Source organism: Dolichospermum heterosporum TAC447, from assembly GCF_024584745.1.
Classification (GTDB): Bacteria; Cyanobacteriota; Cyanobacteriia; order Cyanobacteriales; family Nostocaceae; genus Dolichospermum; species Dolichospermum heterosporum.
In genome coordinates this window covers 2,423,263-2,445,022 of the sequence record NZ_CP099464.1, presented here as the reverse complement: position 1 = coordinate 2,445,022, position 21,760 = coordinate 2,423,263, and the positions used below count along the sequence as shown (strand labels likewise).

General features: G+C 36.9%; 20 protein-coding genes. 14 read left to right on the top strand and 6 right to left on the bottom strand.

Annotated features, from left to right (window positions below; all coding sequences use genetic code 11):
* Positions 1 to 340: 340 nt before the first annotated feature.
* Positions 341 to 1,417 (bottom strand): RuBisCO accumulation factor 1, encoded by a 1,077-nt coding sequence (locus tag NG743_RS10945; RefSeq protein ID WP_027402835.1) that lies wholly within the window; start codon positions 1,415 to 1,417, stop codon positions 341 to 343.
* A gap of 348 nt (positions 1,418 to 1,765) precedes the next feature.
* On the opposite strand from NG743_RS10945, the gene ubiE reads away from it, so the two are divergent.
* The 3 genes from ubiE to NG743_RS10930 all read left to right on the top strand — a co-directional run bounded on the left by ubiE (position 1,766) and on the right by NG743_RS10930 (position 5,589).
* Positions 1,766 to 2,455: a bifunctional demethylmenaquinone methyltransferase/2-methoxy-6-polyprenyl-1,4-benzoquinol methylase UbiE gene (ubiE, locus tag NG743_RS10940; RefSeq protein WP_257121980.1), complete on the top strand. Its 690-nt coding sequence runs from the start codon at positions 1,766 to 1,768 to the stop codon at positions 2,453 to 2,455.
* A gap of 406 nt (positions 2,456 to 2,861) precedes the next feature.
* Entirely contained in the window at positions 2,862 to 4,100 is a 1,239-nt protein-coding gene (locus tag NG743_RS10935) for a DUF445 domain-containing protein (protein WP_027402833.1), read from the top strand.
* Between the two features lie 544 nt (positions 4,101 to 4,644).
* Positions 4,645 to 5,589: a DUF1186 domain-containing protein gene (locus NG743_RS10930; RefSeq protein ID WP_257121979.1), complete on the top strand. Its 945-nt coding sequence runs from the start codon at positions 4,645 to 4,647 to the stop codon at positions 5,587 to 5,589.
* A 98-nt stretch (positions 5,590 to 5,687) separates the two neighbouring features.
* On the opposite strand, the gene NG743_RS10925 is transcribed toward NG743_RS10930, so the two are convergent.
* Positions 5,688 to 7,400, bottom strand: a complete 1,713-nt coding sequence (locus tag NG743_RS10925) for a diflavin flavoprotein (RefSeq protein ID WP_027402831.1) — start codon at positions 7,398 to 7,400, stop codon at positions 5,688 to 5,690.
* A 210-nt stretch (positions 7,401 to 7,610) separates the two neighbouring features.
* Positions 7,611 to 9,329, bottom strand: coding sequence for a diflavin flavoprotein (locus NG743_RS10920; protein ID WP_257121978.1), 1,719 nt, complete (start codon positions 9,327 to 9,329; stop codon positions 7,611 to 7,613).
* 997 nt (positions 9,330 to 10,326) lie between these two features.
* On the opposite strand from NG743_RS10920, the gene NG743_RS10915 reads away from it, so the two are divergent.
* The 8 genes from NG743_RS10915 to NG743_RS10880 all read left to right on the top strand — a co-directional run bounded on the left by NG743_RS10915 (position 10,327) and on the right by NG743_RS10880 (position 17,596).
* A complete protein-coding gene (locus tag NG743_RS10915) occupies positions 10,327 to 11,508 on the top strand; it encodes an acyltransferase family protein (RefSeq protein WP_027402829.1) in 1,182 nt (393 codons plus the stop codon).
* A 396-nt stretch (positions 11,509 to 11,904) separates the two neighbouring features.
* Positions 11,905 to 12,546 (top strand): beta-carboxysome protein CcmP, encoded by a 642-nt coding sequence (gene ccmP, locus NG743_RS10910; RefSeq protein ID WP_015080173.1) that lies wholly within the window; start codon positions 11,905 to 11,907, stop codon positions 12,544 to 12,546.
* Between the two features lie 138 nt (positions 12,547 to 12,684).
* Positions 12,685 to 13,494, top strand: a complete 810-nt coding sequence (locus tag NG743_RS10905) for a pentapeptide repeat-containing protein (protein WP_257121977.1) — start codon at positions 12,685 to 12,687, stop codon at positions 13,492 to 13,494.
* A 56-nt stretch (positions 13,495 to 13,550) separates the two neighbouring features.
* Entirely contained in the window at positions 13,551 to 13,778 is a 228-nt protein-coding gene (locus NG743_RS10900) for a hypothetical protein (protein WP_039202833.1), read from the top strand.
* Positions 13,779 to 13,803: 25 nt separating this feature from the next.
* Entirely contained in the window at positions 13,804 to 15,111 is a 1,308-nt protein-coding gene (locus NG743_RS10895) for an AAA family ATPase (protein ID WP_257121976.1), read from the top strand.
* Positions 15,108 to 15,890, top strand: a complete 783-nt coding sequence (locus NG743_RS10890; protein ID WP_257121975.1) for a retron system putative HNH endonuclease — start codon at positions 15,108 to 15,110, stop codon at positions 15,888 to 15,890. The genes NG743_RS10895 and NG743_RS10890 overlap by 4 nt, the downstream gene beginning before the upstream one ends.
* A gap of 435 nt (positions 15,891 to 16,325) precedes the next feature.
* Positions 16,326 to 16,844 (top strand): hypothetical protein, encoded by a 519-nt coding sequence (locus tag NG743_RS10885; RefSeq protein ID WP_257121974.1) that lies wholly within the window; start codon positions 16,326 to 16,328, stop codon positions 16,842 to 16,844.
* Between the two features lie 128 nt (positions 16,845 to 16,972).
* Positions 16,973 to 17,596, top strand: a complete 624-nt coding sequence (locus NG743_RS10880; RefSeq protein WP_193894067.1) for a 4Fe-4S single cluster domain-containing protein — start codon at positions 16,973 to 16,975, stop codon at positions 17,594 to 17,596.
* A gap of 129 nt (positions 17,597 to 17,725) precedes the next feature.
* On the opposite strand, the gene NG743_RS10875 is transcribed toward NG743_RS10880, so the two are convergent.
* Positions 17,726 to 18,421, bottom strand: a complete 696-nt coding sequence (locus NG743_RS10875) for a DUF305 domain-containing protein (RefSeq protein WP_257121973.1) — start codon at positions 18,419 to 18,421, stop codon at positions 17,726 to 17,728.
* Positions 18,422 to 18,602: 181 nt separating this feature from the next.
* On the bottom strand, positions 18,603 to 19,448 hold the full coding sequence (locus NG743_RS10870) for a hypothetical protein (protein WP_027402822.1): 846 nt from the start codon (positions 19,446 to 19,448) through the stop codon (positions 18,603 to 18,605).
* Between the two features lie 341 nt (positions 19,449 to 19,789).
* On the opposite strand from NG743_RS10870, the gene NG743_RS10865 reads away from it, so the two are divergent.
* The gene (locus NG743_RS10865) at positions 19,790 to 20,689 is read left to right on the top strand and encodes a metallophosphoesterase (RefSeq protein WP_190383409.1); all 900 of its coding nucleotides are present in this window, start codon (positions 19,790 to 19,792) and stop codon (positions 20,687 to 20,689) included.
* A 102-nt stretch (positions 20,690 to 20,791) separates the two neighbouring features.
* Here NG743_RS10865 and rpmB read toward each other — a convergent pair whose 3' ends face one another.
* A complete protein-coding gene (gene rpmB / locus NG743_RS10860; protein ID WP_027402820.1) occupies positions 20,792 to 21,028 on the bottom strand; it encodes a 50S ribosomal protein L28 in 237 nt (78 codons plus the stop codon).
* 158 nt (positions 21,029 to 21,186) lie between these two features.
* Here rpmB and NG743_RS10855 point away from each other — a divergent pair, with 158 nt between their 5' ends.
* On the top strand, positions 21,187 to 21,507 hold the full coding sequence (locus NG743_RS10855) for a BrnT family toxin (RefSeq protein ID WP_257121972.1): 321 nt from the start codon (positions 21,187 to 21,189) through the stop codon (positions 21,505 to 21,507).
* On the top strand, positions 21,482 to 21,733 hold the full coding sequence (locus NG743_RS10850) for a BrnA antitoxin family protein (RefSeq protein ID WP_027402818.1): 252 nt from the start codon (positions 21,482 to 21,484) through the stop codon (positions 21,731 to 21,733). Before NG743_RS10855 ends, NG743_RS10850 begins: the two co-directional genes overlap by 26 nt.
* Positions 21,734 to 21,760: the final 27 nt, after the last annotated feature.

Genomic DNA, 21,760 nt, shown 5'->3' with positions numbered 1-21,760 from the left:
TAGGTTCTCTTGATTTAATGGACTTTATTTAAATAGATTATAACTTATGGAGTAATTCAAACGCAGATAAACGCAGATAAACGCAGATGGTTTTTGGGCTATTTAAGGAAGCTAGGGATCATTTATCTAACGTAACCGTTCACAGGGGGTGAGAATTTATTAAAAAACCTGAAAGCTTTGTCTGTTGGGTTTTTCAGGCAACTTGACATATTAACGAATGGTTCTTAAATTGGCTGGAAAACGATTGCACATTAGTCAGGGAACTGTAGTCAACTCACGCCCCATTCATCCCCCGCTCCTAAGAGTGAGCGGGGGGCTTCTGTCGGGAAAGCTAACTACATTATTCGTCAATCTGCCAAGCATCCTTGGTATATTCTTCATCAAGGACTTTCTTGGGACGGACTAAGACAATCATTTTTCCTAACAGGGGAATTGCTGGTGCGGTTTCAAACCATTGAAAGTCAATACTATCGCCGTTTTCAAACACAAAGTAATTGGAAATATCCCATTCTCTTTGAGCGCGATCTATGACGATCATGATCGGTTCAACTTTGTTTTGATGGGGGTTGGGGAAAATATCGCTATTACCAATGACAACTACAGGATCTTCTGCATTTAGTAGCACTTTCCAGCCCGGTAAGGCTACCCAAGCTTGTTCTCCGGCAAATTTAACAATCCGAAATGGTTGAATTTCGGTAATAAATGGTACAGCTTTTAATTCCTGTGATGTTAATGGTAACTCGCCTACAACTGGTAAAATCCGGGGTAAATCTTCATCAATTTCTAGACGATAAAATGGTAAAATCGGCGGCGCTACTTTAGCCGTAACGCTAAAATCCATTAACAGTTGTTCTAGTTGTTTTCTGGCTGTTTCGGAATGAGCAAAGCGTAAGCCCTTGGCAATTAAGCGCGATCGCTCGGATAAGTCAGATTTTTGTTTAGCATATTTCCAGGATTGATAGGCGATCGCATCTCCTGGATGTTTACTAAAACCTTCAGGTAAACTAGAAAACCAAGAATAGTCTTTCACTGCTTTGGCTATATCCCTGACTACATCAGCATCAAGTTTGTATTGATAGGTCAAATCCGCAGTCGTGGCTCGGTCTTCTTGGGTTAATCCACGCAATTCATATAAGACATCACTACTCTTGGTGCTATAATATGCCAATGTTGCCGATGATGAGCCACATTTTTCCATAGAATTATAAACCTGAGAGCCAACAATTACCTGATTTTGTTGAATTGGTTCAAATCCAGTGGCTTCAAAGATGTCTTGGGGATTGTAACCATTTTTTTGCAGGTAGGCGATCGCCTGTCCCCATTCTACCCAAGTCCCCTGTTTTTGTCTCAGCTTAACTAATAATTCTGTGGCTGTTTCTTGGTCAGGATTTGGCAAATTGGGCTGTATTTCGGTCATAATTAAAGGATGCGTCTTAAAAAGTTAATACTGTCTGATGAGCGTGAAGAAATGTAAAGCTAGAAAACTATCTTCTTCTCTTATGTGTATTTTGACTTATTACTCATGAAAATAGTCAGAAAAAATAAGTGAGATATATAGTTGTAAAATTAGTGTATCAAAGAAATTTGCATCTCATTTGAGTTTTCAGCGCTATTCTTAACATCATACAGATAGAAAATATAACAAAATAGCAGCTAACACGGATATATTTATGGATAAACCCAATTTTGAATCTAACCAAGTTCGCCGTCAACGCCTAACCCCTGAAAGTGCCAAAAAACTTAATGTTCCCTATTCCCTCAACAAATGAGTAACGAAGTCCGCGCTATATTTAATCGTATTGCTCCTGTTTATGACCAACTTAACGATCAGTTAAGCTTGGGACAACACCGCATTTGGAAAGAAATGACAGTCAAATGGAGCGCAGCTAAACCTGGTGATACTGGCTTAGATTTGTGTTGTGGTAGTGGGGATTTAACCTTTCGGTTAGCACGTCATGTAGGGAAAATAGGCAAAGTTTATGGAGTAGACTTTTCCGCTAACTTACTAAATACTGCTCAAGAACGCTGCAAAAATTACTATCCCCAACCTCCTATTAATTGGATAGAAGCAGATGTATTAAATTTACCTTTTGATGATAATTATTTTGACACAGCCACGATGGGGTATGGATTAAGAAATGTTAAAGATATTCCCGGTAGTCTCAAAGAAACACACCGTGTTCTCAAACCAGGTGCGAAAGCCGCAATTTTAGACTTTCATCGTCCCGACAATCAACAGTACCGCGCTGTGCAACAGTGGTACTTGGATAATCTGGTAGTTCCCATAGCTACTAATCTAGGCTTAAAAGACGAATATGCTTATATTAGCCCTAGTTTAGACCGATTTCCCACTGGGAAAGAGCAAATAGAGTTAGCTCTTGAAGCCGGTTTTATGAATGCCACACATTACCCCATTGCTAACGGTATGATGGGAGTATTAGTAGTAAGAAATTAAAAATTAAGGTTCTACTGCTCCCCTTATGGAGAAGAATATTAATTTGATTTTTGTAGCTTGGGTTGAACGAAGTGTATCCCTTACGGGAGCCGAAGGCATAACCCAACATTGGCGGTAAGATAAGTAATTGGACAAAAATATTTACAGTCATTGCGAGCGAAGGGAAGCAATCACAACCCTTGCGATTGATTCATTTCACTTCGTTCCATATGGCTAACGCTACGCTAACGCAATGACATTGTGTAATTAATTCTGTCTCGCTACTTAGTAAGAGTTGTTGGGTTTCCTTGCGTCAACCCAACCTACAATAAATGTCGTTTTACGTAAAGGGAGCGGTAGAACCAAAATTAATAATTCAATAAAACTTCCATCCTTACCCATTACCCATTACCTAATCCAAAAGCCTGTGGATTTGTCTAGAATTCTATTATATATATCTCCCCCTATTCTGGGTGGATTAATTGGCTATTATACCAACGACATAGCCATAAAAATGTTATTTCGTCCCTATAAAGCCGTTTATATTTTTGGACGAAAAGTACCGTTTACTCCTGGTTTAATTCCTAGTAATCAGGAACGGTTAGGACAGAATATTGCTAATGCGATTATGAAATCGCTACTGACTCCAGAAGAAATGCAAAATCTGGCGCGGAAACTCCTACAACCTGAACGATTACAAGGTGGAATTCTCTGGTTATTACGTCTGGTAGTTGATCAAGTTAAAGGTGATAAAAACCCTCGTAGCACTAAAATTTTAGCTGGTATTTTACGGGATTTATTAGGTGAATCTTTACCGCGTCTCTTGAAGGTTTTGGCGAGAAAAGAAACATTTTTAGAAACCCAAGTTAACCAAATATTTGACAAAGTATTACTAGAATTTCAACTCAGTGATGAACAATCTATCCGGTTAGCTGATTGGTTGCTAGAGGTGGTTTTACCTTCAGATAGATTACGACAAGTTATTATTGATTTTTTAACAGATCGGACAATTCAAACTATTGATGAAAGCTTTCGAGAAAAAACCAGTGGTACTTATTGGGTAGTGGCAAATTTGTTTGGGTTGAAAAATACTTTAACTCGATTACGGACATTTTGCTTAGATGAGAAAGAAGCAACTAACAAGCGATTGCAAGAATTAATCAAAGATTTAAGAATGCGCGATCGCATTAAAGAATTATTACAAAATTTATCTTTGCAAAATCTCCCAGTTGGTACAGTGCGTCAACTGCGAAAAACTATTAGAGATAATGTCCGTCAATATCTACAAAATAGTGGTAGTGATTTACTGAAGGAATTAACAGAATCGGCTGACTGGGAAAGGATTTCTATTGTATTACTAAATCGCTTAAGTAGTTCAAGCGTTGTTAACACCTCCTTAGAATTTGTTGCACGGGATTTAGCATCAATTTTAGAAAAGTATCTGGAAAAAGATTTAGAAGTTATTGTATCTCAAGCAATTCCTATTTTATCTATAGATCAGGTAATTGTAGAACGAGTCAAAGGTACATCACCTGCTGAGTTAGAAGATGCAATTGAGGGAATTGTCAGAAATGAATTACAAGCAATTGTCACTTTGGGTGGTGTTTTAGGTTTTGTTGTTGGTTTGTTACAAGTAGGATTTTTATTTTTGAGCCAATCTATGTAATGGGTAATGGGTAATGGGTAATGGGTAATTAATCGCTTCAGAAGTATCTGGCAATCTAAGTAGGTGAACAGAAAAATTTAAAGGTATGTGAAGAAAAGTAAAATCACTCAAAACTCTCTTCCTGTTCCCTTGCCCCAACGACAACTTTTAACGCCCACCTACTTAGTTAAATACCTTCATAATTTGAGATTAAACTAGTATTTAACAATTGTCTTTGTGGAAATTACGGAAATTAAAAAATTTAACTTTTGTAAGAGTTAAAAAAATATCAGCAAATCCTGAATTTCTTGCTGGTCAATAGTTTATTCCGTGTTTTCTATTTTGAGGGGGTAACTATAGCTACATTATTTTATTTATAATAAATCAAGCAAAAATGGTATAATACGTCAATACTATTGCCAATTTTCTAAAATATGTCTGAAACCCAATAAAATCGTGACGATATCAATAGGGTTTCAGGGCTTCGGCAATAGTATTGCTACGTACTTTATGCTTCTCACAGAGGCATAAACACGGCCTTTTTTTAGTCAACCCAATATTTGATATGCAGTTAGAAGAAATTTTATCGGAACTAGAAAACAATACTGGAGTATTTCCTCGTCTAGCTGTGGAGAGAGCTATTGAAGAACAGGAAGCTATTACTCCTTTGTTGTTAGCAACTTTGGAAGAATGCAAAAATAATCTAGAGGAACTATTTGAAGAAGAAGCATATATTTTACATATTTATGCTCTATATTTATTAGCACAATTTAGAGAAGCTAAAGCTTATCCTCTAATTATTGACTTTTTTTCAATTCCGGGTGATATCGCAGTAGATTTTTCTGGAGATGTAGTCACTGAAGATTTAGCAAGAATTCTGGCTTGTGTTTGTCATGGAAATATTGAGCCAATTAAGCAACTAATAGAAAATCAAGAAGCTAATGAATATGTGAGAGATGCGGCTCTACAATCATTAGTTGTTCTCGTTGTGCAAGGAGTTCTTCCTAGAGAGCAGGTTATTCAATATTATGATGAACTTTTTTCAACTAAATTTGCCAATGAACCTGATGATTCGTTTGTTTGGACTCATTTAGTAATTAATAGTACGGATATTTGTCCTATTGAATTAAAGGAACATATTGACAAACTTTATGAACAGGATGTAATTGATAGGTGGTTTATAAGTCAAGAGAATGTACATGATGCTATTGAGATGGGTGTAGAAGCTGCCTTAGCTAAACTGCAAAAGAATCAACGTTATTCTTGGATTGATGATACTGTATCAGAAGTGGAATGTTGGGCTTGTTTTCGGTCTAATACAGATAATAAAAGGGATATTTCTCCCATGTTATTAGAAAACTTTAAGTCATCAAATAAAAGGGATGTTTCTCCCATTGGTTTGGAAAGAATTGATGGTTTCTCAAGAACAAATATAGATAAAGCTAAAGCTGATAAAAAGAAAAAAATGCAGAAAGAATCTCGACGGAAAAATCGTTCTAAGAAAAAATAATTTCCCAAAGGAGTATTTGGGAGATTTAAAATACAAGAACCCCACCCCCAACCCCCTCCTCGCAAGCGAGGAGGGGGCTATAATGTATCCTTATATCTTTAATAGTATGAGCCTGTTTTCCGGTGGTTAATAGCAGTCATAACATCCGGCTTGAGTAATTTACCGTTGTCAACAGTTGCATAAATTACCCAATGATCACCACATTCTAGGCGCTGTTGTACCAAACATTCTAGATATGCACAAGCTTCTGTTAAAATGGTACAACCATTATCGGCTTCCGCTGTGGGGAAGTTAGCAAATCTATCTTCTCCAGGTTTAAAACTTTTGCGGAAATGTTTCATGTATTCCACATGAACACCTTCAGGAAGGATATTCAAGACAAATTTACCACCAGGATATAATAGTGATTCGACTGCCCGCTCTTTGGCGATCGCTACAGTAATTCCCGGTGGATTAAAAGTAGCTTGAGATACCCAAGCACCCATCATCCCTGTCGAAAATTCTCCCTGCTTGGCGGCAATGACACAGACAGAACCAATAATCCGGCCGACAGCTTGTTCTGTGGGGGTTGCAGATTGTTGAGGAACACGCACTTTCTTAGCTTTTCGCAAACTTTGAGCAAAGTCTGTACCGACTTCTTCGCAATATTTGAGAGTGACTTCATCTGGTTTAAATTTGACTTTCAAGGTATCAAAACCGAAACGATAGCCAGCGTCTCGGAGTTTGCATTCTACCAAGTCTAAAGCTTCACCACTCCAACCGTAAGAACCAAATACCCCCGCCGGTTTGGTATTATCACCGCTAGAGAGGACAATTCCTAATGCGGTATGAATGGGAGTAGGTGCGTGTCCACCAATGGTAGGAGTACCAATGATAAAACCATCTGCTTGTTCCAAGCTGGTACGGATTTCGTCAGCGGTTGCAAATTCACAGTTGACAGATTTAACGGCAACGCCACCTTTGGTTAATCCTAATGCCATTGCTTGTGCTAAGGTGGCAGTGTTGCCATAAGCGGAAGCGTAGAGAAGTGCTACGGATATTTCTCGATCTTTTTGAGCGCGACTCCACTCACCGTAGGATTTGGTTAGTTCAATTAAACTGGTGCGTACCAAGGGTCCATGACCGACAGCATACATTCTCACCTGCAAATCGGAGATTTTCTCCAAAGCTGATTCCACATGAGTTGCATGGGGAGCCATGAGGCAGTTAAAGTAATAACGTTGGTCTTCTTTGAAAGTTTCCCAATGATCATCAAATACTTCTTCACCACAGATGTGAGCGCCAAATAGCTTATCTGTAAAAAGAATTTGGGTTTGTTGGTCGTAAGTACAAAGTGCTTCAGGCCAGCGGGGACTAGGAGTAGGTAAGAATTTCAAGACATGACCTTTACCTAAATCTAGGGTTTCTTTCCCCCGCATGACGAGAACTTTGATATCTTGGTCGGTGAAAGCAGCACGTAAATTATTAGCGGCGGGAAGGGAACAAACAAAGGTAATTTGGGGTGCGATCGCTAAAATTGCTTTTAAAGTAGGAATACGATTGGGGTTAAAATGTCCCAAAATTACATAATCCAACTTTTGCACATTAATATTTTTCTGTAATGCTTCCAGATAAATTTCTGTAAATCCTTCGGCGGGAGCGTCTGTTAATGCAGTTTTATCGGCTTCTATTAAATAGCTATTAGAAGTAGTTCCCCGTTCTAGAGCATATTCAATTTCAAACCGCAACCGCGACTTACTGCGCGATCGCATTACTTTTGTGTTGGTAGCAATTGGTAGTATTTGTACGTCCCTTGGTCTAGAATCGCTCATGGATACTTGTTGGGTCGAAAAAACTTGAGAAACCCAATTTTTAGCTGATTCAACAGCGTTAGAAAATGAATCTGGAAGTGTCATAGTTATTATGAAAGATGGTTAGTTAATAATTAGGTAATGGGTAATAGGGAACAGGGAACAGGGAACAGGGAACAGGTAGAGAAGAGGGTAATCACCAATTACCAATTACCTATTACCCATTACCTATTAATAGTAATTTCCGACTTTGCGATGACGAACTGCGGTAATTCCATCGGGTTTAGAAACTTTGCCATCTTCAACTGTGCAGTATAAAATCCAGTGATCACTACATTCCATGTTGCTGATTACTTCACATTCCATGTATGCGAGTGCGTCGGTAAGAATGGGTGAACCATTTTTAGCAGTTTGGATTTTTACGTCTGCAAATCTATCAGCACCGGGATTTAAACGTTTGAGAAAATGCTTTTTCAGATCTTGATAGTTGCCTTCTTCCAGAACATTGAGAACAAAGCGATCGCCTACTTGCATTAAGTCATCGAGAGCGCGATCTTTGGCTACAGCAATGGTAAAACCTAAAGGCTGTAAACTGGCTTGTGTTACCCAAGAAGCGATCATTGCGCCGCTAATATCGCCTTTTTTGGCAGTGACAATATACAAACCATTGCTAATTCTTCCCAACGCTTTTTCCATGTTCACGTCGAGAGATTTGATTTGTTTAATATTGCGTTCTCGCACTAACAATTGTCCCAAAGCATTGCCTGCTTCTATAAATTGTTTATAGGTGGAATCTGTGGGGGTTTCTTTAATCCGAATGGCTGGAAAAGCTTCCTTAATACCTAAATCAATAAATTTGCGTCTGAGAGTATCAATCGGTTCATCATCGCCACCATAGGACTCAAATAAACCCACAACTTGCTTATTTTTAGCAACGGCTAATAAAGAACTAATTGCGGCTTGTGCTTTAATTGCACTAGTAGAAGGCATCCCTACAATTAAACCAGATGCTCTGCCGGCTAATTCTTGAATTTCTTGGCTTTCTGCGGTGTTGAGATCCAATACTTCCACACCAACACCAGCTTTTTGCAAACCATCACCAATTGAGTGTGCCAAGCGATCGCTATGTCCATAACCAGAAACATAAAACAAACCGACAGTAGTTTCTGTTTTTGCTTGTTTTTGACTCCAATTATGATAATATTCTCTGAGAATATCCAGGTTATGATGTAGTAATGGTCCGTGTCCATTGGCAATAATTTTGATTTCACCAAGTTCACCCATTCTCTTCATTGCATTCAGCAAAGAACGAGCATTTGGACCCATTAAGCAATCATAATAAAAGCGAAAATCAGCTTCAATAGCTTCTAAATCTTCGTCGAAAGTGCGATCATCACAGTAGTGCATTCCAAAGGCATCACAAGTGTAGAGAACTTGAGTTTTGCGATCAAAGCTAAAAATAGTATCTGGCCAGTGTAAATTTGGCGCACTGACAAATTCCATTTCGTGATCTTTACCAATTTTTACGCGATCGCCACTTTTAACAATTCGCTTAGAAAAAGGTTCATGTACCAAACCTTCTAAAAATTGCAAAGCCACTTTAGAAGCTAAAACAGTGGCTCTAGGTGCTAACTGTAAAATATCTTCTACTAAGCCACTATGATCAGGTTCAGTATGGCTAACAATTATATAATCAATCGTTTTAGGATTAACTAAACCCTTAAGAGTCTCTAAATAAAGTTCACGAAACTTCTGGTGAGAAGTATCAATTAAAACTGTTTGTTCACCTCTAATTAAATATGAATTATAGGTTGTACCATTTTGTAAACCAAATTCAATATCAAAACGATCCCGATCCCAGTCTAGAGAACGAATCGCAGTGGTATTAGGGGCAATTTCTACAGTTTGTATAGTTAATCGGTTCTGAACGTTCTCTGATATCACTACCATGATTTCACAATAGAAAATAAACAATCATTTCTTCTGCCCCCATTCTCGCTATTATTCTTATTTAAAGCTGTAATGAAAAATATATTTCGGAAAATTAAAGTTGTAGGTACAGATACAGTTTTTACTTTAATTTAGATTAAATTGGACTATGAAATCACAAAATACAGCAGTAATCAATACCCTATTTTTCGTAAGTATTATTTATACTTATGTCCTATTGGTAGAGTATCAATACTGTTCGGTTAAGACTAAAAAACAAAAATACGTAGGTTGAGGAACAAAACCTAACATTTTCAATAATTTGTTGGTTTTATACAATATGTTATTTACGTGGAAATTTTCGTTAACCGAACAGTATTGGGTAGAGTATCCTGGCTGTAACCGTACTCATCATAAAACTAAGTTTACTTTTAAATCTTCATAATTTATGTTTAAACTTTACGATTACTTGATATTTATTTTGTAGCTTTATTTTAAAATAAGAGAGAGACATTATTTATGTCGCTAAAAAGGTATTTTGTACGAAGAGTACATCAGTAAAATTTATTGACATACTATGATTACAACAGCGGTATATTTAAAAATTGGCTCAAAGGAAGCCGTTACAGTAATCAGGGAAGTATTTATTAATTCCAAATATAAAAAAGTATTTGCTCTGATTTTTGAACAAGTACATATAGCGGATTACCAAATTTAGTTACAAATCAATCAGCATCTTTTGTATAGCCATCTACAACATTTAAATAACCTCTATTTAAGAGGCATTTTGAGAACCTTATAGCTTAGGTGAAAAATCTCCAAAACCCTCTTTTTTATTGTCATTTAGTTCCTTAATCATTCATATTTTGTGACTTTTGTGTAAGTCCTAAAATTGTTGTGGGTTTTGCAAATACTTGAAAAACTTTATATTGTATTTCTTCTTGATAATTAATTTGCAATCCCAAAATGCAAATAGAGAAGAAATGCCCGTACAAAAATAGCATAGGAGATTAGTTGAATGACTAAAATTATCGGAGAATCCACTAAAAAGAGACTTCATCTTCCTTATTTAGACGGATTGAGGGGATTAGCGTCTTTATATATTGTCCTCGTACATATTGAACCATCAATTGAAGGACAATTGCCTATAATGTGGTCATTATTTGGAGAAACCATGAAATATGGTGCATTTAGTGTTGTCATTTTCATTGTTCTTTCTGGTTATGTTTTGATGCTGCCAGTAGCGCGTTCTGAAAATGGTCAGTTATCAGGAAGTTTCATGAATTATATTAAGAAGCGATCGCGGCGAATTTTACCACCCTACTATATAATACTGTTAATCTGTTTACTATTAACAGCAATTATCTTGGGTTTAGAAAAATTTACGGATTTTCAATGGAATGCAGAAGCAGGACTAGGAGCATTTTCTCCCAGATTTTCTTTGCTGGATGTCTTGCTTAAACTACTCCTAGTTCATAATCTTGACAGTAACTCATATCTAACTATTAACCCACCCATGTGGACTGTCGCCACAGAATGGCAAATATACTTTTTATTTCCGTTATTATTGTTACCTATATGGCGAAGATTGGGATTATTTGGGATTGTCATTATTACCTTTTTAATTGGTTTAACTCCTCTATATTTGTTGAATGGATTATTTGAATCAGCCAATCCTTGGTTCTTATGTATATTTTGTTTAGGAATGGCAGCAGCAGATATTGGATTTTCCCAAAAACCCAAGTTAGTAGCTATCAGAAATTCCTTACCTTGGGGTTGGTTGGCTATTATCTTTACCTGTCTTGCTGTCATCACTGAATGGCGACGGCTAGGACTGCATATATGGATTAATCAAACTTTCGCCGGTTTAGCATTTGCTTGCCTATTTATTTCCTTAACCAAGTCAATAATAGAGGACAAAAAACCATCTTTAATCCTACGGATCTTACAACATCCTTTAGCGATCGCCCTGGGAACATTTTCCTATAGTCTCTATCTTACTCATGGACCAGTTTTAGTTTTTGTGCGTTACTTCCTGTTTTACCTACCAATCTCACCAGATATGTTTGCAGCAGGATGTTATTTACTAGGAACGGTAATGTCACTCATTATCGCTTACTGGTTTTACTTATTCTTTGAGCGGCCATTTATGTCTAATTTTTTGAAAAAGCGAAAAATCAAAGATGCCGTGATCTCATAAAAGTCTTAGACATAAAGACCCCATGAAAAATCTAGCAGCGGTCAGTAGTAAAACCCTTTTTGTGCATCTAAAATATCTAAGAGACTTCCAAATAAAAAAATGTCCCAAAACTGATGCAGAAATTCTCTCTCTGTGTACTCTGTGCCTCTGTGGTTCGTTTCTTAGGATAATTTATTTCTTGGAAGTCTCTAATCCAGAAGATTTTGGCTTTAAGGCTGACTTATTTCATATTAATACTTATAAATAAAACATCCTCCAGCCGAATAATTAATCATCACCAATTAGCAAACCAGTCCACTTTAACGGTAAACTCATATATTGCAGATCCCCGACTTCTCAAAGAAGTCGGGGATCTAAATCCAAAATGTTTACCCTCATGACTGGAGAATTAAGACTTTGGGCATAGAACTACGCAGTTTCGTATTTCTAGACAATCTGCAACCTCAACACGCCGCATACATGGGAACAGTAGCCCAGGGTTTCTTACCATTACCGGGGGATACATCCCTATGGATTGAAATTTCCCCTGGTATCGAAATCAACAAGATTACCGACGTAGCCCTGAAATCCGCTTCCGTTCGTCCTGGAGTGCAAGTAGTAGAACGGCTATATGGACTATTAGAAGTGCATTCTGGCTCTCAAGGGGAAACACGAGCCGCTGGAGATGCGATTTTGGCATTTTTAGGCGTAAAAAAAGAGGAATGTCTCAAACCTCGTGTAGTTTCTAGCCAAATTATCCGCAATATTGACGCTTACCAAACCCAACTTATTAACCGTACCCGTCGAGGACAACTGCTACTAGCAGGACAAACCCTCTATGTATTGGAAGTTGAACCAGCCGCTTATGCAGCACTAGCAGCTAATGAAGCAGAAAAAGCAGCGCAAATTAATATCCTCGAAGTTCAAGCTGTCGGTAGTTTTGGCAGACTTTATTTAGGTGGCTCAGAACAGGATATTTTAGCAGGAGCAGCGGGCGCTTTAGCCGCAATTGAAAACTCACCTGGAAGGGAAAATCCCCAAGGTAAGCGTAACGAATAAGGAACAAGATTGACGCAACTAACATATTAGTAGGGTGCGTCAGATGTTAAAAATCTGTTTATTCTTACCCCATAATCGAGTCTGACGCACCCTACAAGAAATAGTGTGAAACTTGCATAAGTCCTAAAGGAGCAAAAAATGGCAAATCAACAACATCTCAATGTATTACGTTCAGGAGCAGTTACTTGGATAGAATGGAGAAACAAAAATCCCCAAGTTGAAATTGATCTTAGCGGTGCAAATTTACTAGGAGAAAACCTCCGAGGAGCAAATCTCCAAGGGGTAAATTTGAATAAAGTCAATTTAGCTCATGCTTTATTAGTACGAACTAATTTTAGTCATGCTAATCTCAGTAATGCTATTTTTTATCAAGCCAAGTTAATAGAAGCTAACTTGAGTCAAGCTAATTTGAGTATTGCTAATTTGAGTGGGGCAATTTTAAGCCAGGCTAATTTAAGTTTTGGCAACTTTATTGGTGCTGATTTCAGTGGTGCAAATCTGGAAAATACTATGATTACAGATGCTAATTTAATTGGTACAGATTTCCAAAATGCTAATCTAAAAAATGCTGATTTAGCCGCAGCCCAACTTATTCGCAGTAATTTAAGTTTTGCAACTTTGATGGCAGTTAATTTAATTACTGCTAACTTGAGTGAAGCAAATTTATATGAAGCAGAATTAATGACTGCTCAACTTTATCAAGCCAACCTACATAAAGCTAATTTAACAAAAGCTCATTTAGGAAACGCATTTTTATCTAAAGCAAATTTGAGTGAAGCAAATTTAACAGAAGCTGATTTAAGTTGGGCAAATTTAAAAGGTGCAAACTTAGCAGGAGCAAATTTAAAAGGTGCAAATCTTAGAGGTGCAAATTTTCAGGGAGCAAATTTGAAAGGGACAATTTTAGAAAATAAGTTAGAATTATTAACACCAAAGAAATGCAATTAACGGTAACGAGGTAATATGTTAAAATAAAATCAACTGTAACACACCAGATTGATAATATGAATGCTCATAAAATCGAAACTGCTTTAACTGAAGATGGAACTTTGGTATTAAAAGGTTTGCCTTTCCATGCTGGTGATGTTGTGGAAGTGATTATTTTACAACCTCAAACCCCACAACATCAAATTAAATCTCTAGAAACACAAAATACCAATCTTTATCCTTTACGTGGCAAAGTGATCCGTTATGATGATCCTACCGAACCTGTAGCTTTAGACGAAGATTAGTAATTTTATCAAGAAAAATAAATCAATGCACATTCAAAAAGTTATTATCAAAAACTTCCGCTGCTTCGAGCATTTGGAAGTTAATTTAGATCCCGATATCAATATTTTTGTTGGCAATAATGGATCAGGTAAAAGTGCGTTATTAGATGGTATTGCTGCGGCAATGTATCCGTATGTAGTTCAAATTCAACAAATTGTAGGCAAAAAATATCGAGAAGCTTCACCTGTTTTTCAAAGAGATTTGCCAGTCCAAAAAAAGGATAATGAACGAAGAAATCAGGCAGAGTTCACTGTATCAACTACAGGTTTTCCAGATTGGACAATTGTTTATAAAAAACCACCTGCTGACAATGACAACGAAAGGATAAATGTAAGTGTCTCATCTTCGTCTATTTCACAAGAAGGAACAAAGCAGCTTTATTCTGCAATGCGCTCTAGAATAGATGAATTGTCTGTCCTAGCTTATTATCAAGGCAATCGCCATTTAAACGATATTGCCTATGTTAAAAATATTTCACACCAATCTCTTAATAGGTTTAATTCACTAAATCATGCCCTTGACGCAACAAGTAGTTTCACTGATATGGCTAATTGGTTTTTTGTGCGTGAGTTTCAAGAATTGAGAGAGGCAAAAGAGAAGGGAAATATTAATCTTGAACTTCCTGATTTAAAGCGAGTACGAAATGCTATTTCTAGTATTATTGCACCAAATACTCATGTTTATTTCTCACAGATTGTATCTGCAAAACTGATGGTTGAGTGGACAATGGAAACAGGAGAGAAAAGAGAACTTTTATTAAGTCAATTAAGTGCAGGTTATCGTAATATGTTAGCCTTGGTAATGGACTTTGCGCGACGGTTAGCACAAGCAAATCCAGATATGGAAAACCCGTTAGCAGCAGAAGCAATTTTGATGATTGATGAGTTAGATTTGCATTTACATCCAACTTGGCAACAAAAGATTATTCCTGATTTAAAAAAGGTATTTCCCAACACTCAAATTATCGCCACTACTCACAGTCCTGAAGTTGTGACAACAGTTAAACAAAATCAGGTGAAGATATTAGAAGATTATCAAATCAAGGAATGTCCATCACCTACCAGGGGGATGAAAAGTTCAGATATTGTCAGATATGTTTTAGGGTTGAGTGATTTAAGACCAGATACAGAAGAATCAAGAACACTGACACGCCTTTTTGAAGCAATTGATAATGGTCAATTAGAGGAAGCAAAACGCCTTAAAAAAGAATTACAAGATTGGGAATCTTATGATCCAGATATGACTAGAGCAGATATGCAAATCCGCCGCTTAGAACGGAGGAATGCGGTATGAAAAAAGTGCTGAAATCCCCAGAACCAGAGGAACTTAAAAACTATAGGGAGCAATATTCTTCTCAATTTAGGCGATGGACAGGAAGGAAAAGTAAGAACGGAAAAAAAAAGGAAAAAGGATTAACAAGTGACAGTAAAACTTTTAATGCAATTCGTGATACTTTATTTGCTGATCAAAAAGGACTTTGTGCTTATTGTGAAATGTCTCTTCATAAAAATAATCGCTCTGTAGAACACTTTATTCCTCGTAACCAATCAACAAAAGAAAATAATTATGATCTAGATTGGCAAAATATGCTTGCTATCTGTCTTCCTCCAGGTGGACTAAAAGATGATGATTTGGAAAATCCACAACTGCTGAAAGATTTCCCCTGTTGCGGTAAAAAGAAAGATGGTAAAATCCCTGATAGCAGATTATTAAACCCTCTCAATTTACCAACATCACGTCTATTTAAATTCAGTAGTAAAGATGGTGAAATTAGACCTGATGAAATCACTTGTTTAAAAGCTGGTATTCCTATAGAAAATGTTGAATTTACTATTGATACACTGGAACTTAATGTTCAAAGATTAAAAGATCAACGATTAGCTGTAATTGACGAAATAGAAAAAGAACTTGATGATGAGACAATTGATATAAATGATTTAGAAGAGAAAATTGCAGCCGAATATTTTGGTAATGGTACAGACAATTGGCCTCGGTTTTTCACAACTCTTCGCTGGGTTTTAGGTGCAGGTGCAGAACGACATCTGATTAATATTTCTTATTCAGAACAATAAATAAGATCCCCGACTTCTTAGAGAAGTCGGGGATCTGACTCCTGCGACGAGATGTCAAAAATATGTTAATTGAGCAACATTTGATTAAACAAAATAAAATCTGCCCTTTCATCTATCTAAAGAAATAGATTTTAGTTTGTAATTAATCTAAAATTAACTTATTGATAAAAAGGTGCTTTTTTTTTGAACAAAGTTACAATTTTGGAAAAAAGTCTGATAGATTATAGCCATAGTGTGGCGTATCCCTGCGAACTGCTTGCAGCAGCGCTTCGCGATCGCCGGGTGCATCAGCCATAACTCAATATTATCAGGGATTTTGTTGGGTTGAGCGACAGCGAAACCCAACCTACATTTCCTTGACCGACAAGTATTGTGTCTCATCTGCGAGAATCTTATCAACTCGATTCCCTATTATTAATTCAGTTAGTGCATATTATGGATATCTTATTTGTTCACGGTGAAGAAAGTCAAAACATCATCGGATGTTATGGAAATACAGAAGGAATTGCGGCTGTGGTTGTCACAGTATTTCCAGACAATAGTAAGTATGAAATTATTGATTCCGTTTTCCGTCGTCGTCTGGGATTGAAGCCAACTGCTAATGATTTAATAGAACTGGCTAACACCCATAAAGTTAAATATATTATCGGCAATAAACTCATGGAAAACGTTTACAGTGGGGGAACATTAGAAAAAAATTATGAGTTTCCTATTGAAATTCAATGGGAAACCAATGAAATTAATGTTGAGAAATTACTGTTTCTCACCGAATGTTATCTCAATGAAGGTAGGTTAAATTTAGCTGCTGATGTCGAAAACGTTATAGAAAAAGAATTACGGTCTTTCGACCTGCAAAAATGCCGGGATCATGGTCAAGCCAGCCACAGGATATTTGCATTCTTTCATGCGATCTCTGCTGCGCGTTCATTCATCCCCTCCTGGGCAAAAGCTTAAAAAAACCTAAAGGTTAACTGCACAAAATAATCAAACTTCAAAAAGCTTATATTTTCTTTCTCCACACTTTTTCAGAGTCTCGCTATATTAGCAAGTAATAGGAAAAGTTGAAAAGGAGTTGAGAAAAGATGGAAACTAAGCCCATGAACCCATCTCTAGGACTCGCGGACATTCCCCCCGGTTATTTGAACATTATGGGTTATGTTGACCAATCAGAAGTTAATGGACCCGGTTGTCGGGCTGTTGTCTGGGTACAAGGTTGTAACCGTGAGTGTTCTGGTTGCTTTAATCCCGACTCCTGGGCATTTGAGATTAATGATTTGGTTGCTATTGATACCCTCGCTGAAAGTATTCTCAAAAATCCCCAGAATACGGGTGTAACTTTTTCCGGTGGTGAACCATTTTGGCAAGCACCTGCACTAACAATTTTAGCCAAAAAGTTAAAAGCAGCGGGTTTAAATGTCATGTCTTTTACTGGCTTCACTCTTCAACAATTACAATCTGATTCCGCACCTCCCGGTGCAAAAGAATTATTGGCAGAATTAGATATTTTGATTGATGGTCCTTTTGTCAAATCCCTAGCAATTAATTCTCCTGATTCTCCCGTTTCTTCTAGTAATCAAAAAGTCAATATCTTTAATCCAGAATTCGCCGATAAAATTACTTGGGCTAGTGATCAAATTGAAGTCCACATTCTCAAAGATGGTAATCGTATTGTTACAGGCTATCAAGGTTTATTAGAATTAAGTTAATTTTAGGGAGGCTGAAAAAATCAAGGTACGTTCGTTTTTCAGTCTCTCCAATTTGGAACTGCTAAAATTCTTCATACAACCAACCGTAACGGTTATAAATCAAGCGCAATATCCGGCTTCCACAATGGTTTATACAGGCTTTGACTTATACCAACTTTGATACCATTGCTGCATTTGCTTAATTTCTGCCATTTGAGTTTTAATGATAGACCTAGCTAAATTACGGATTTCTGGTTTGGCAGTTTTTTTAACAATCATCTGTGACATTTTGACAGCCATACGATGATGAGGAATCATTTGACGAATAAATTCTTTATCAAAATCTGGTGCATTTTTTAATGTTTCTAAATCCATATTCATGCAGTGCATTTTACCATTCATCGGCATTTCCATCGTCTCTGGTGGATTCATCTGTTGACACATATTCCCAGAACCTGCCATCATTCCTTGATCAGTCATAGTCATTATAGGTACTTCTTTACCGTACCATTTCTTATACCAGGTTCTCATCTGTTCAATTTCGCGGGTTTGGTCTTTTTTAATAGCAACTGCTAGGTTCTTAATTTCTGGATGTTGTCCGCGAGTTGATGCGATATCAGCCATTTCTACTGCTTGCTGATGGTGCGGAATCATCATTTCGATGAAATGCTGATCTGTTGGCATCATCATTCCTTTTTTTGGGGGATTAGCTTGTTTAGATGAATGATGAGAATTGTGTTCAGAATTGGGACTCTGTGCTTGTGTGTTACTGACGATTAATAATCCACTCATAGCACTACTGCTTACTAACCCAATCAAACCATAAATCAAATTTTTGCTGTTCATAACTTGTTTTTCCTTGAAAATATGAAGATTTAATAGTAAAAGTCATTAAACCTAACTGTTGCAAATATTTGGAACCAGTTATGTGTTTAACTATGATTCTAGCTTTTCATGGGAATATGAAATCCAGATGAAATGTTTTGTGATATTAATCTTTATTAACAAAATAACTGTCTATCAACTTTCAACGTTTAAAAATTATCATTTTATTACCCACAACTGGACTACGGGCAATTATTTTCCCTTGAAAATCAACAACTTCTAAATGGATAAAATTAAGTTCTTGGGAACGTTGTAATATATCCGCTGCTAGTTTATCCTGTTGAGATTTTTCCAGGTTATACCAAATATCACTAATTTTCACAGTTAAATCACTAGTACGGAAGTTAGCTTGAAGAGGTTTTATGAGTTGAGAAATAATATTTTTATCCTGCGTATTTTTAACAGCAATGGTAATATCCGAAAACTGATTTTCAATTGCTGCTAGTAAAGCTTGTTCAGGTGTTAATTCGATAACTGGAGTTGGGGTAGTTTCAGTTTCTATAACCGGAGTTGGTATGACTTCCGGTTCAACAACTGGGGTGGGGGTTGGTATGACTTCAGGTTCTATAACTGGGGTGGGAGTTGGTTCTGGTTCTATAACTGATTTTGGTGGGATAACCGCTTCTACCGGGGGAACAGTTGCGACTTCCACAGATTTAGGAATAAACATAAATGTAGTTATTCCTATTGTCACCACAAAAATTACTGCAAAAATCCCTGTCAGCAGCGTATCTGATACATTGTTAGATATATTTGATGGTAAAAATAAGCGGAATGTCCTTAAAAATCCATCCCAACGCCATAAAAAATTAGTTTTTTTCTGAGTATCAGCGGGTGTTTCTGTCTCCAGTTTAACTACTGTAGTTTCTAAAACACCAATCGTCCCCCGCAAAACTTGGATAATTGCCGTTTTCCAAATTGGTTGATTTTTTTGATAGAGTGTAGGTGCGGGTTCACTTCTTGGTTTTCTACGTTTTTCTCCTGACATGGAACTTTTACCCAAATTAGCGAATCAAAAATATCAATACCTTGTCCAAATTGGAAAAAGCATTGATTTGTAGGTTGGGTTGAGGTACGAAACCCAACAAATGCGTCGGGTTGCGCGATCGCTTAACCCAACAAAGGAGAAAATGGACAAGGTATTGAAATATAGCAATACCTTGTCCAAATCGAAAAAAGTCTTGATTTGTAGGTTGGGTTGAGGTACGAAACCCAACAAATGCGTCGGGTTGCGCGATCGCTTAACCCAACCTACGAAAAATGGACAAGGTATTGAAATATAGAAAGCATATTTTGACTATAATCATCTATTGTGCCATTTAATGAATTATGAATATTAACCGCCGTCAATTTTTGTTTTTAGGTGGAATTAGCACCATAGCATCTGGATTTTTGAGTGGGAAATTGTCAAATTCAAATTCTCTCATACAATCAGCAACAGCAGCTAAACCAGTCAAAAAAGATTTATTATTGCGCTTTGTATCCGTTGCTGATACAGGAACTGGGACTAAGGGACAATATGCTGTAGCAAATGCTATGAATTTTTATCATCAGCAAAATCCTTATAATTTGGTAGTTTTAGCTGGTGATAACATCTACAATAATGGGGAAATTGAGAAAATAAAGGAAGTTTTTGAACGCCCTTATCAACCTTTACTAAAAAATGGTGTCAAGTTTCATGCTTGTTTAGGCAATCATGATATTCGCACGGATAATGGTGTTCCCCAAGTTAAATATCCTGGTTTTAATATGCAGGGACGTTATTACACATTTAGTCAAAATAAAGTTCAGTTTTTTGCCTTAGATACTAATGGTAATGCTGATTGGAAAAATCAATTAATTTGGCTAGATAAAGAATTAAGCCTGAGTAAAGCACCTTGGAAAGTTGTCTTTGGTCATCATCCGATTTATTCGTCTGGTCATTATGGAAATAATACAAGTTTTATTAAAACCTTTACTCCCCTATTTAAAAAATACAATGTTCAACTTTATATCAATGGTCATGAACATAATTATGAACGAACTCGCGCTATTAATGGAACTACCTATTTAATCTGTGGTGCTGGTGCTGGTAATCGTCCAGTTGGTCGTTCTCAATGGACAGAATATTCAACCAGTGATTTGAGTTTTGCTGCCTATGATGTGTATGCAGATAGAATGGAAGTGAGTGCTATTGGTACTAATAATCGCGTTTTTGATCAGGGTGTAATTAAATTAAATAGTGTTTAATGAAAGGAGTCAGGAGTCAGAAGGAAGTAGAAAGTAGAATAATCAATATCAAAGGGCTGCCCCCTGCCCCCTGCCCCCTGCCTCTGACCTGTTCCCTATTATTTAGTAATGGTTGAGGTTGATTCCTGCTTCTTTTGCCATTGCGTCTAAACCTTTAAATTCTAAGGTTTTAATAGCCTTGGTGGAAAGTTTCAATTTTACCCAACGGTTACCAGCAGCCCACCAAACCCGCTTGGTTTGCAGATTAACGTGCTGTAGACGCTTGGTGTGACGGTTGGAGTGGGAAACGGAACAAGCGTTATTGGCTTTTTTACCAGTTAGTTCACAACGACGGGACATAATAAATATCTCCTAGAGTTCTATTTTAAGACAACCTTCCCATTATATCCCAACAAGTTCGGGAAAAAGAATAATTATCTAGTGTCTATGGAATTATGGCAAGTATTACCGACCTTTTGAGAAAATCTTAATCTTTACCATTCGTCACTAATGTTACTATGGTGTATATACAAAATGTATCTACAGGTCTAATGGAATTTGAATGGGACGAACATAAAAATCAACAAAATCAGAAAAAACATGGACTTAGCTTTGAGGAAGCACAAGAAATTTTTCAGGGAATCATTTTTACGTCAATTGATGAACGATTTGACTATGATGAAGAAATTAGAGAAATTACTATTGGTGCAATACAAGGAATTATTGTTGTCACCGTAGCCCATACCGAAAGAAACGGCAAAATTCGTCTGATTTCAGCCCGAAAAGCCACCCCTAAAGAAAGGAGACAATACTATGAATATCTCGCCGAAACGTCTTGAAGAAATCCAAAATATCCCAGATTCTGCTATTGATACTTCTGATATTCCCGAATTAGACGATCATTTTTGGGAAACAGCTAAAATGGTGAAACCAATCACTAAAAAAGCTATTTCCATTCGCTTAGATAGTGACGTTTTGGAATGGTTTAAGCACCAGGGAAAAGGCTATCAATCAATGATTAATACTGTGCTTCGTTCTTATATTAACCATCAAGAAAATCTCTAAAAAAATCAAGTGTTATAACCGACTTCT